We start from the raw sequence: 11,935 nt of genomic DNA, 5'->3' as shown, positions 1-11,935 counted from the left end.
AAACCTTCGAAACTGGCTGAAAAAAAGAGAGGAGCTCCTTCTTTCCTTCCGAAAATTAATATGTGCCGGAACCAGAAAAGCTCAAGTCCTTGCTTTATGCTCTCACCGGAATCCTATTTGTTCTAGTACTTTTAGATAAATCCCTGGGGGGCACAACCGATTCCCCTGCAAACCCGGGGGAAAAGACCGGCTTTTTTTCCAGATTTAATACGATTGGAAAATCCGAGCCTGTATCCCCTTCTTCCACTCAAGGTTCCTCTCACACACAACGAATGGATAGAGCAGAAGATGAAATTCTATCTGAGTTAATGGGGAACTCAGATTATTCTGAAAACGAAATGGAATCGAACAGCCTGAGCGAAGATTCAGATCCGGAGGATGTATTTATTCCGGTCGTAGAGAATCCCAAATCGAATGTATTGGTGACCGAAAAAGATTCTTCCTTCGTAAATCCAAACAAAGCAGAACATCTGAAGACAGGGCCGGAAGAAGCTAAACTATACTTTTTGAAATTTTACGGAAAAGGTACGAAAAGCCACTCCAGGCTGGTGCTGGTAAATCGCAAAATCGGAGGTGGAGACAAAGTCCTCAATTTATTAAAAGAACTCGGGAAGGGACCTCTTCCAGAAGAGAGAAAGCAAGGAGTTCTAAACGCTCTCCCCCAAAGATTTTCCTATTCTACGGACTACTCGATGGAGAACGGTATACTAAAAATTTCCTTAGGAAGTGAGTTCGAAACCGGCGCAGGTCCGGAAATACTCAAGGATAGAGTAGACCAACTTTGCTATACGATCCTAGACAATATCCCGGTCAAAGGGATTCGTTTATTTATCAATGGTAAAATCGTAAGATCCTTAGGTGGGGACGGTTATCCCATCCCAGCCGTGCTCACAAAAAGCCCGCGAAAGATTGCGATCCTATAACGGATCTGCCATGTTTTTACCATACTTAGCATCCGTAATTTTATTATTTCTTTCCTTCTCAATAGCAAATTTTTAAGAAGCCGAATTTCTTACTTGCCAACTAGGACATAACGTTCCATGCGTGGAGCTTGGGAGTGTTTCGATATCGGAATTCTCCAAGCGGAAAGAAAATGTATGATTCAATGGTTATTCGGAAGAGATACTGCCCTCCGGTATCTTTCTAAGCAGATCTTATTCTATAGATACCCTCAAGATTTTCTGAAAAGAAACTTCAAGGAAATCAGAGGCTCCCTTTTTTTACATTACAGCTTTTGCATATTAATCAGTCTTGCAAGCTTCCTTATCCCGAATACTAAAGCTCAATCGGGCGATACTCAACTCTTCCTACACGCAAGCAGGTTCACCTTAGTTCTGCTTTCGCTGCTCTTCCTCAAACTCACTTCCAGGAAAAAGAATTGGATTCCTGAGAAAATGGAATGGTTCAAAGTTTGGACTTCTTCCGTACTTTTGATTTCATTTATCCCTTATCTGTATTTCGATTTCAGTCACTACGAAATCTATCTTCATCAAGCGACTGCGATCCTTTTAAGCATGAACTTGATCCTTTGGCTGACACCAACTACTTCTCTGGTGACCAATTTTGTATTTAGTCTTACTTTTTTTGCAGTATGCTTTCTACCGAATAGCGATCGAGATGCGTTGAAAGAATTTCCGATTCTGTTCACCTATATCTTTGTAGGATCCTTTGGAAACATCATCATGAACTACTGGAGAATGATGGACTATAGAGATAAGAAAAAACTCTCCAGAGTAGTCTCACACCTAAGATGGAAGAATATACAGATCCAGAAAGTTTCGAGCGTGGATGATCTAACTGGATTATACAATCGTAGATATTTGATCGAACAATACGATGTTTTTAAAAAAAGAGCCCAGCGTTACAAATTCAATATGGCTCTGATCATTTTAGATTTGGATCACTTAAAAGAAATCAATGATCAGCACGGGCATATCGTAGGCGACGAAGCCTTACACACATTAGGCGCAGTAATGAAATCGAGGGTGAGAGCTACAGACATTTGTGCGAGAATCGGAGGAGATGAATTCTGTATCTTGCTTGATTCGGTAGAACCAAAGAGCTTCCGGTCGCTTTGTGAATCCTTGCGTAAAGGAATAGAGAATCAGCCTCTTTCTGTTTCAAAACCAAATCGGCCGGTCAAAATCACCGCGTCGATCGGAGCTACGATTCTAGCTCCGAATGAAGACTTTGGTTTCGACGACCTGTATCAGTCTATAGATTCTGCTTTGTATCGTTCCAAGGGGGAAGGTCGCAACAAGGTCACCATTATCGAGGCGACCAAGCACGATCCGGCTCGTAGAATCCTTACTTCTTGGGCTGAGGAAGTTCGTATATATAAGTAAGTTCGCAGTATTCTCCGTCACCGAAATACTTCTGCTCTTTGACCTCTAGGAAAAATAGCTTATTTTTTTGAGCAGGCTCGAGCTCATCCAATTTTTGAGTTACCAATAGTTTCGCAGACTCGCAAGAGGTCTTTCTCATCTTAAATACGTCCGACTCTTCGATAGAAACAACGGAAGCTTTTCCAATCGAATGAAATTCATATTTATGAGGGCCTAATTCCTTTACATGAACTCCAGTATCCATATGGATTTTATCTTTGGTAGGTACGGGGCACCGAACTAAACTGAACACAAGGGCCAAAAGAGCGCCGAACAAAAGCAAATATTTTTGGACTGGGGAATACTGCTGGTTTCGATCCATTCTAACTTCCTTAAGAATTAAGAATAACTTTCCTAAAATTTAGATCTCTAAAATCCAATAGAGCGTATTATGAAAATCACACTCTGAATCAAAATCATATTTTTTAGATTAAGCGATTCAATTCCAAAGAATTCTATCTATCACTCTAGCAAAGAAAGACAATAGATTTTCGCAATTTAGAATTCGGCCAAGACTTTAATTCGGAATCGCGAGCTCCAATCCTTTGTACTTATCGTAATTGTACAAAAGATCTCTGCGCAATGGACTAAAACCTGCTTCTTTTAAGAATTTCACGGCTTCTTTTTCGGTTTTCAGTCCGAAAGAGCGGAGTACATTTTCCTCAATCACCACTGAAGAAATATCATCTGCGCCGCTAAACAAAGCAAGCTGACCGACTCCTTTTCCGAGCACCATGACGGAAGTTTCTATGTGTCGAATATTATCCAAAAAGATTCTGCAAATTCCCAAGACTTTCAAATATTCCACCGTTGGAACGGATCTTACTTTGAATCTCTTTGTTTGCGGTTGAAATGTCCAAGGAATAAAGGATAAAAATCCTCCAGTGCGATCCTGGAGATTCCGAATCACTCCTAAATGTTCGATCACTTCTTCTTTTGTTTCTTCTGAACCGAATACTATATTCGCACTTCCTAATAAGCCAACCTCATGACAGGTTTCCATTGCACGCACCCATTCTGCAGTGCTCGCCTTTTTGGGCGAAATGATGTTTCGCATTCTATCAGTCAAAATTTCTGCGCCGGCCCCCGGAACCGAATCTAGTCCAGCATTCTTTAATGTGAGAAGCACTTCTCTTAATGAAAGGCCAGTAATGGACTCTAAATTGATAATCTCCACTGGCGAAAATGCACGGATATGCATGTCCGGGTATTTTGCTTTTACAAAGGAAATTACATTTAAGTAATAATCGAAAGGTAATTCTGGATAAACTCCGCCTTGGAGGAACATTTGGTCTGCTCCTTCTGAAACGGCGAAATCCATTTTTTCTAATATTTCTTCCTTTGTAAGTACGTATCCTTTTCCGGATCCGATTTCATCCATAAAGGAGCAAAAACTGCATTCCACATTGCAATAGTTTGTGTAGTTCACCACCCGAAACATGGTGTAACTAGCTTGAGTATGCGGGAGGACCTTCTCTCTTAGAGCTCTCGCTACCGCCATGATCTTCAAGTGGTCTCCATTCTCGTAGAGTTCGAGCGCTTCTTCAGGGGAGATTCTTTCTCCCTCTAATGCTTTCTCCAAAATGGAGTCTGTGGGTTCCGAATTAAAAATGCCTTTCATACAATAATAGCTCTGCTGATCGCTTCTTCCTTCAAGGTTTCGATCGTTTTGAAAATTGCGACTTCTTTTTAGAACAAGACGTACAAAGAAACCTGCAAGCCTTAATTGCGACTGATTCTCTTTTAGAAAAGAAAATATAAGAAGTGCAACAAAAACTTCTTAGCATTGATTAGAATTCGGATCATTCGCACTAACGAACACTTCTCTCTAAGAGAACATTTGTCCTAAACCCACTTTCTTCTTTGGCCGCCAGCAATAAAAACAGCACGAACGACTGTTCTGCAATTTTTCCTGGACAGTCGGATTCGCGATGAATACGGTGCATCTTAAGACCATTCAAAGAGAAAAGGTACCATATACATATGGCAATTTCCCAGATCGCCTTCCATGTCATTTTTACGGCACTGTTTGCAGTTGCGAACTTTGTATTTGTGCAGGCCATTCTTTATCGTTTGAAGCTTGTATTCAACGCGAGAAAAGCCCACGGAACGGAAGATTTTAGAGAACATCCAAACTGGGCGTTCCGAATCAATAGTTTCGTCATGAACGTGATTCTACAAAAAAAGAATTTTAAAGAACCTTTACGTGGAATCATGCACGCATTTATTTTCTACGGGTTCATCGCCTATCTTTTGCATACCGGAAGCCAAATGATCGCCGGGGTGATTGGCTATGGTATGGATGATCCTTACAAATTCTCTTTAGTAAGCTTTCTTGTAGGAGATACTGCAGGATTTTATTATGAAGCTTTTGTGCAAGTAATGTCCATCTTGGTTTTAGTGGGCTTGGGATTTTTTGCGTGGAGACGTTGGATCCAAAAAGCAAAAGGTTTGGACGTGCACTCACCTGCTTCCGCAATCGTAATCGGAATGATCGCGCTGTTAATGGTCTCCACTCTTTTAGGAGAAGGTGCAAAGTCAGTAGGAGCGGCTTACGACGACCCAAGCCACGAACCTTCTATCCTCGCTGCCGGAATCGGTGGTGCATGGAGAATGATCGGCGTGGAATACTCCACTGCGGATATTTGGGTGCAAATCATGTGGTGGGTTCACATACTCTCCGTGTTTGCTTTCATGCTGTACGTTCCTACTTCAAAGCACGCACACTTAATTTTTGCTCCATTCAATTACTTCCTACAATCTGATACTCCGAAAGGCGCTCTTTCTAAGCTGAACTTAGAAGATGAAACCGCAATTTGGGGAGTCAATCGCACTGAAGATTTCCCTTGGCCGAATCTTTTGGACGGACTTTCGTGCATCGAATGCGGTCGTTGCCAAGTGCAGTGCCCTGCAAACAGAACCGGCAAAGTTCTGAATCCGAAGGCAATCATTGCGGACTTAAAACACGCACTCATGGATAAGATGCCTGAGGTAGTAAAGATTCGTGAAACGGAGGGAGAAGGTGCTGCCGATAAAGTTGCGGCCCTTGAAACTGGAGTCATTAATACATACGAAGGACTTTCCGAAGAAGCTCTTTGGGGCTGCACTACTTGTTACGCTTGCGTCGAAGCCTGCCCTGTTGGCAATAACCAAGTGGATGCAATCATTGAGATGCGAAGACATTTAGTTCTGGCGGAATCCAAGTTTCCGAACGAATTGATGAATGCATTCGTAAATATGGAAAACAATTCCAATCCTTGGGGCGTAGGAGCTCATACAAGAGCAGACTGGGCGAACGGATTAGATGTAAAAACTCTAGCAGAAGATTCTAATGTAGATGTTCTATATTGGGTAGGATGCGCTGGTGCGTTTGACGATCGCAACAAACGGATTGCTCAGTCTTTCGTCCAGATTCTCAAAAAAGCAAATGTAAACTTTGGAATTTTGGGCACCGAAGAAGGATGTTCTGGTGATTCAGCAAGAAGAGGTGGAAACGAATATCTCTATCAGACTCTTGCACAGAGTAACGTAGATACAATGAATCGATACAACGTGAAGAAAGTTGTAACTGCTTGTCCTCACTGCTACAACACGATCAAAAACGAGTACCCGCAATTCGGCGGAAACTTCGAAGTCACACACCACTCAGAGTTCATCAACCAACTAGTGAAAGACGGAAAGATAGATGTAAAAACTGCGGAAGACGCGAATTCCGGGAAATACACCTACCACGACTCTTGCTATATCGGAAGATACAACGACAACTACGAAAATCCAAGAGACCTTGTGAAAAAGGTTTCCGGAGGAAAACTCGCAGAGGCTTCTGATCACCATTCTAAGGGACTATGCTGCGGTGCCGGTGGAGCTCAGATGTGGATGGAAGAGCAAAACAACGATCGAGTAAACTTCAAGCGCACAAAACAGCTTTTGGATACCGGAGCGACTACAATCGCAACTGCTTGCCCATTCTGTATTACGATGATTACCGACGGCGTAAAAAATGAAGGTAAGGTAGAAGATGTCAAAGTAAAAGACATCGCAGAAATCGTAGCGGAGAATCTCTAAATTAATTTAGATTTCTAAATTCTGTCCATAAACGAAAGGCCTCCTTTTCCGGGAGGCCTTTTTATTTGTCTTCGAATTCTTCTAATAAAGTTGCGCAATCGAAGTCTTGAATCAACCGACCTGCTACCTGCTAATCGGTTTATAGTTTTGATTTTGATTTATCTTAAGATTCTTTCTTAGAATAAAAAAGCCTGTAAATTGCAGGCTTTTTTATTTTCAAGATGAGATGTATTCTTTTGGATTAGAACTCTTCCGAAAGGGTCGCACATTTAACATTCTCTCTTTCTGGAACATCAAAGTAATTTCCATAGTAACAATAAGCGAACAAAAACGTCCTCGACGAATCAACATGACTTCCCCAAAAATAAGTTTCTTCTGGAAACTCTGTTTGGGCTATACCCATTACTGACTGGGAACAGGCAGTTTCACTTATTTGCTCGTAATACTGCAATTGTGCAGCTACCTTAAGCTCAGAAAGTCTCTGGAATTCGCTATACTTACCGATTTGACTACCTGCAAAAGTTTCCTCAGAAATCGGTGTATAATTGTAATCAGTGTAATTCAGTAAATAATTCCTAATTTCTTTTAGCAAATTTTCAACAGGATAATACCTTGTCATATCGATAATGGCTTGAGTAGGTGTTTGTATCTTACTTGGATCATCGATTCTCTCTTGCAGATAGCTGATTGTTACTGCGCATTCGGTTGGGAGGGGGCTAACAATCTCTAACGATTTCTTAAATTCTTCTAATCGAATTGCTCGATATTCCTCTGGATTTGTTCCGTATAAGATCTCTTTCTTGCATCTTTCATATGGAATTAAATCAACCTCGGCTAAGTACACATCCGAGGAGGATCTTAATACTTTAGCACAAGCCGTAAAATTCAAACTCCCCGTACCAGGTCCACTACTTGGCGGTCCATCGTTTCCAGGATGAGAATTCTGAAAGAAATTTTGTAAGAAACGGTCGTGGATATCTTTTAAAGTCTTGTTTTCTTTTTGATCCTCACATGCACCAAACAATATTAAAATCGCAAAAAATACTAAGCGAAGATTTCTCTGTTTCATTCTAAGTCCTTTTTATCCCACACTTGGCAATCAGCTCAAGATGCAGGATCTACTTTGATATTGTAGTTTGAACTTATCACGAATAAGAAACTCAGTCGACCTTCCGGGCAACATTGCACTGCTCTGTACTGAATACTTCGTTTCATATTATAACTTCGTCCCTGATTCTGCGCTTAGTAGAAAGAGAGCGTTTGGGAGTTTCGGTTCCAACTTTTTGCTTAATATATAACGGTGAGAATTTTTTAAAACGGGCTAAGTAAAGGTAGCCTGCGTTTCCACCGCAGGCATTCTGTTTTTACTTTACGGATTTCCTTTTTAAGCCTCAGAACTCTTCCGAAAGGGTTGCACATTTTAACTTTTGCCGTTCTGGAGTGTCATAATATTTTCCGTAGTAACAATTCGAGTATAAAAACTTCCGAGGCGAATCAATGGGGAATCCCCAAAAATAAGATTCTTCGGGAAACTCCGTAGACAGGTTCCTATCAACTGCATTAGAGCACGTAGTTTCGAGTATTTGCTCATCGTGTTGCAATTTAAATGCTTCATGAAGTTCAGAAAACCTTCTGGACTCGCTGAAGGTACCGATTTGACTACCTGCCAAAGTCTCTTGAGAAATCGGTTTATAACGATCCGAGTTGAAATTTAGTAAATAGCTCCTGGTTTCTTTTAGCAAATGATCAACAGGATAATATCTTATCCTGTTGATATAGTCTTGAATAAATGTCGCGGTAATCTTATTCGGATGATCGATTTTCTCCTGCAGATAATGAATCGTCTCTTTGCATTCGGTCGGGAAGAGTCTTACAATCTCCAAGTATTTCTTAAATTTTTCTAATCGAATTGCTCGATATTCCTCCAGTGTTGTTCCAAATAAAATCTCCTTTTTACAGCGTTCCCGCGAAATTAGATGTAACTCGACGTAGTAGCTATCCGGTTGCATTTTATACACCATAGCGCAACTCGTAGAATTTGAATTCCCCGTATCTAGTTCTCCACCCGAAGTTCCTCCTTGATCGAAATCCTGAGTAAGATTTCCTAAGAACCGATGATAGGCATCTCTTAGGATTTTATTTTCTGTTTGATAATAAGATACACCAAACACTAGTAAGACCCCGAGAAATAGTAGGAGAAGATATCTCTGTTTCATCCCAAGTTCTTTATTCCTTACTTTGCAATTCATTCGAAAGTATCTGATCTACTTTCAATCTAAGAACAAAAAAACCTGCAGTAAAAACCACAGGCTTTTTTATTTTCCAGATGAGGGTATTCTTTTGAACTAGAACTCTTCAGAAAGTGTGGTACATTTTTGATACTGCTTATCAGGAGCGTCGTAATCTTTTCCATAGTAACATAGACCGTTCAAAAACGTCTTAGGAGAATCAATAGGCTTACCTTCCCAAAAATAAGTTTCTGGAGGAAACTCCGTGGTAAATATATTTCCGACTACATCAACGCATGTAGTCTCGTTTATCCCTTCCATAGGCCCCATAAATATTATAGCTCGTAAATCCTCGAATCTTTGGTATTCGCTGTACGTTCCGACTTTACTAGCAGCATAAGTTTCCTCGGAAATCGGCGCAGAAGGAGCATTTAGCAGTGAATTTCTCATTTCTTTTAACAAACTATCAACAGGATAATAACGAGCGCTGTCAATTTGAGCTTGAGATTCAACGGTAATTTTGCTCGGATCATTAATCCTGTCTTGCAGGTAGGTAATCGTTGCCGCACATTCCGATGGAAAGGAGCTCACAATTTCCAGGTATCTCTTATAGCTTTTTACTTTGATGGATCGATTTTCTTCGGGGGTTGTCCCCCAAAGGATCTCCTTCTTGCAATTTTCATACGGAATTTGAACTAAGAAGACCTGGTACGCATCCGGTGTCGCTTTCCTTACAATAGCGCAACTCGTAGAATACGAGCTTCCTGATCCACTGCCTGTTCCTGTCCCTGGTCCACCGCCTGGGGTTCCGGTGCCTGGTTCACTCCCCGGTGTTCCACCTGGCGCAGAATTTTGAATGAGATTTTGCACAAAGCGGTTATAGACGTCTTTTAGAGTCTTATTTTCAGTTTGATCCTCACAAGCACCAAACACTACTAAACTCGCAAAAAATATTAAGCGAAGATTTCTATGTTTCATTCTAAGTCCTTTGTATCCCACACTGGGCAAATCACCTCAAGATGCAGGATCTACTTCGATATTGTGATTTAAACTTATCACGATTCAGGAGCTCAGTCGTCCTGCCGGGCAACTTTGGACTACTCCGTAATGAAACTTTCGTTTCGTATTATAACTTCGTCCTTCAATCTGCCCTTATTGGAACGAAGATTTTCTTTTTTTGGACTCCGACTTTTTACTTAGTAAAGTGGTGAGAATTCTTTCAATTTGCGTTAGAGCAAAAAAGCCTGCAGAGTTGCAGGCTTTTTATTTTCAAGATAAGAGATATTCCTTCGAACTAATATTCTTCAGAAAGGGTGGCACACTTCTGGTTCTTTCGTTCTGGGACATCAAAGTAATTTCCGTAGTAACAAAAGGAGAGCAAAAACGTCCTTGGAGAATCAATGTGCCTTCCCGAAAAATAAGTTTCTTGAGGAAACTCCAGTGAACGCTGATTAACAACCGCCGTAGAACAAGTAGTTTCGTTTAATCGTTCAGAATATTGCAACTGCCCTGCTGTCATAAGTTCCGAATATCTTTCGTTTTCACTAAATGTACCAACTTGACTTCCTGCAAAAGTCTCTTCAGAAATCGGCGTATAATTATAATCACTATAATTCAATAAATAACCCTTAGTCTCCTTTAGCAAATTATCGATAGGATAATATCTTGTCATGTCGATCTGCTGTTGAGTAATTGTTTCAATTTTACTTGGATCATCGATTCTTTCTTGAAGATGCTTAATCGTGGCTTCGCATTCGGTTGGGAAGGCACTTACAATCGGCATTGATTTCTTAAATTCTGCCAATCGAACTGCTCGATATTCCTCAGGCGTCCTTCCCAATAAAAGCTCTTTCTTACAACTTGCATAGGGAATTAAACTAACTTGGACAAAGTAATCATCCGCAGATATTTTTAACACTTTAGCACAAGCATTAAAATTCGAACTTCCTGTTCCCGTCCCTGGATCGCTGCCTGGAGTCCCGCTTGGAGCAGGATTCTGAATGATGTTTTCCACAAAATGATTGTAGACGTCTTTTAAAGTCTTGTTTTCTTTTTGGTCTTCACATGCACCAAACATGATTAAAATCGCAAAAAATAGTAAGCGAAGATTTCTCTGTTTCATTCTAAGTCCTTTGTATCCTGCACCTGGTAAATCAACTCAAGATGCAAGATCTACTTCAATATCGTGATTTGAACTTATCATGATTCGGAAACTTAGTCGTCCATCCGGACTACACAGGACTACTTGGTAACAAAACTTTCGTTTCGTATTATAACTTCGTCCCTGACTGTGTGATTATTGGAACGAAGCTTTTCGTTTTTCGACTCCGACTTTTTACTTAGTAAAGTGGTGAGAATTCTTTCAATTTGCGTTAGAGCAAAAAAGCCTGCAGAGTTGCAGGCTTTTTATTTTCAAGATAAGAGATATTCCTTCGAACTAATATTCTTCAGAAAGGGTGGCACATCCATTGTCCGCTTTTTGCTGTGTAGTCAAGCCGCTCCCATAGTAGCACATCATATCTGACATGATCGTGGTGGATGTAGATTGCGAATACTGAGTAAAGTATATGTCTGTCGGGAATTCAGAAATCGCCTTTGCTTTTACTGCATTTCCACAGTTTAGCTCATTTACCTGTTGATTTGCAATTTTTTCGGTCAGTACAAAGTCTTGATACCTACGAGACTGTTCTGCAGTCATTACTGTAAATGCATTGATCTGATCCTCTGTGAATCCTATCGATAGGAAGGACTTTTTTGCTTCATAAATCAAACTTGGTATTTTATAAAATCGAAAAGAGTCTAATTGACTTTGAGGGGGCAGTGGAATGAGTGATGGGTCGTCCACCCTAGCCTGAAGGTAAGACGTCGTATTGACGCATTCTACCCCAATCTCTTCTGACACTGCTAAGGCCCTCTGTATCCTAGGAATCATAGTTTGACGGTTTTCCTCCGGAGTATTTCCGGTTTGGATAGATTTGTTACACTCGCTTTCGGATATCGGCATAACTATGGCCGCGTACTTACCCCCTCCCATTTTCATTGCTTGTGCGCAATGACCTGTTATCTGTTCGGTCTGAGTGATTCGGTCGATAAATGCCTTCAAATAGTTAGAATTATCATCCTTCTTTCCTTCTTCGCAACCAAAGACAGTCAATGTCATAAAGCAAATCGCTAACATTCCCTGAATCGTTTTCATTTTCGCGCCTCCTATTAAGCGAATTGTTTGTTAATAGGTATAGGCTAACATGATTGTGAAGC

Annotated in this window: 10 protein-coding genes; 3 read left to right on the top strand and 7 right to left on the bottom strand. The window is 40.8% G+C overall.

All coding sequences use genetic code 11. The annotated features are described in order from the left end of the window. Positions 1–62: 62 nt before the first annotated feature. Together CH373_RS04135 and CH373_RS04130 are read left to right on the top strand one after the other, a co-directional pair. Positions 63–923 carry a GerMN domain-containing protein gene (locus tag CH373_RS04135; protein ID WP_100714516.1) on the top strand — a complete coding sequence of 287 codons (861 nt, stop codon included), beginning with the start codon at positions 63–65 and terminating at the stop codon, positions 921–923. A 174-nt stretch (positions 924–1,097) separates the two neighbouring features. Beyond that, positions 1,098–2,345, top strand: coding sequence for a GGDEF domain-containing protein (locus CH373_RS04130; RefSeq protein WP_100714570.1), 1,248 nt, complete (start codon positions 1,098–1,100; stop codon positions 2,343–2,345). Here CH373_RS04130 and CH373_RS04125 read toward each other — a convergent pair. Together CH373_RS04125 and mqnC are read right to left on the bottom strand one after the other, a co-directional pair. Further along, complete coding sequence (locus CH373_RS04125; protein WP_243393249.1) at positions 2,308–2,706, bottom strand: LIC11299 family lipoprotein; 399 nt, start codon at positions 2,704–2,706, stop codon at positions 2,308–2,310. The genes CH373_RS04130 and CH373_RS04125 overlap by 38 nt on opposite strands. 195 nt (positions 2,707–2,901) lie before the next feature. Then, positions 2,902–4,005 carry a cyclic dehypoxanthinyl futalosine synthase gene (gene mqnC / locus CH373_RS04120; RefSeq protein WP_100714517.1) on the bottom strand — a complete coding sequence of 368 codons (1,104 nt, stop codon included), beginning with the start codon at positions 4,003–4,005 and terminating at the stop codon, positions 2,902–2,904. A 362-nt stretch (positions 4,006–4,367) separates the two neighbouring features. Between mqnC and CH373_RS04115 the strand changes: the two genes are divergently transcribed. Beyond that, the gene (locus CH373_RS04115; protein ID WP_100714518.1) at positions 4,368–6,449 is read left to right on the top strand and encodes a heterodisulfide reductase-related iron-sulfur binding cluster; all 2,082 of its coding nucleotides are present in this window, start codon (positions 4,368–4,370) and stop codon (positions 6,447–6,449) included. 241 nt (positions 6,450–6,690) lie between these two features. Here CH373_RS04115 and CH373_RS04110 read toward each other — a convergent pair whose 3' ends face one another. From CH373_RS04110 to CH373_RS04090, 5 genes are all read right to left on the bottom strand, one after another. Beyond that, complete coding sequence (locus CH373_RS04110; protein WP_100714519.1) at positions 6,691–7,518, bottom strand: hypothetical protein; 828 nt, start codon at positions 7,516–7,518, stop codon at positions 6,691–6,693. Positions 7,519–7,840: 322 nt separating this feature from the next. Continuing rightward, positions 7,841–8,665 carry a hypothetical protein gene (locus CH373_RS04105; protein ID WP_100714520.1) on the bottom strand — a complete coding sequence of 275 codons (825 nt, stop codon included), beginning with the start codon at positions 8,663–8,665 and terminating at the stop codon, positions 7,841–7,843. Between the two features lie 129 nt (positions 8,666–8,794). Then, positions 8,795–9,655 carry a hypothetical protein gene (locus tag CH373_RS04100; RefSeq protein WP_100734065.1) on the bottom strand — a complete coding sequence of 287 codons (861 nt, stop codon included), beginning with the start codon at positions 9,653–9,655 and terminating at the stop codon, positions 8,795–8,797. A gap of 316 nt (positions 9,656–9,971) precedes the next feature. Next, complete coding sequence (locus CH373_RS04095; protein WP_100734064.1) at positions 9,972–10,799, bottom strand: hypothetical protein; 828 nt, start codon at positions 10,797–10,799, stop codon at positions 9,972–9,974. A 315-nt stretch (positions 10,800–11,114) separates the two neighbouring features. Next, on the bottom strand, positions 11,115–11,873 hold the full coding sequence (locus tag CH373_RS04090) for a hypothetical protein (protein ID WP_100714523.1): 759 nt from the start codon (positions 11,871–11,873) through the stop codon (positions 11,115–11,117). Positions 11,874–11,935: the final 62 nt, after the last annotated feature.

The organism is Leptospira perolatii, assembly GCF_002811875.1.
Taxonomy (GTDB): Bacteria; Spirochaetota; Leptospiria; order Leptospirales; family Leptospiraceae; genus Leptospira_B; species Leptospira_B perolatii.
Note: the sequence above shows the minus strand (reverse complement) of the source record. Positions and strands in the feature narration are given on the sequence as shown.

Coding starts and splice junctions, on each gene's coding strand:
- CH373_RS04105 (WP_100714520.1), bottom strand. CDS start 8,665: ATGAAACAGAGATATCTTCTCCTACTATTTCTCGGGGTCTTACTAGTG.
- CH373_RS04125 (WP_243393249.1), bottom strand. CDS start 2,706: ATGGATCGAAACCAGCAGTATTCCCCAGTCCAAAAATATTTGCTTTTG.
- CH373_RS04095 (WP_100734064.1), bottom strand. CDS start 10,799: ATGAAACAGAGAAATCTTCGCTTACTATTTTTTGCGATTTTAATCATG.
- CH373_RS04100 (WP_100734065.1), bottom strand. CDS start 9,655: ATGAAACATAGAAATCTTCGCTTAATATTTTTTGCGAGTTTAGTAGTG.
- CH373_RS04090 (WP_100714523.1), bottom strand. CDS start 11,873: ATGAAAACGATTCAGGGAATGTTAGCGATTTGCTTTATGACATTGACT.
- CH373_RS04130 (WP_100714570.1), top strand. CDS start 1,098: ATGATTCAATGGTTATTCGGAAGAGATACTGCCCTCCGGTATCTTTCT.
- mqnC (WP_100714517.1), bottom strand. CDS start 4,005: ATGAAAGGCATTTTTAATTCGGAACCCACAGACTCCATTTTGGAGAAA.
- CH373_RS04115 (WP_100714518.1), top strand. CDS start 4,368: ATGGCAATTTCCCAGATCGCCTTCCATGTCATTTTTACGGCACTGTTT.
- CH373_RS04110 (WP_100714519.1), bottom strand. CDS start 7,518: ATGAAACAGAGAAATCTTCGCTTAGTATTTTTTGCGATTTTAATATTG.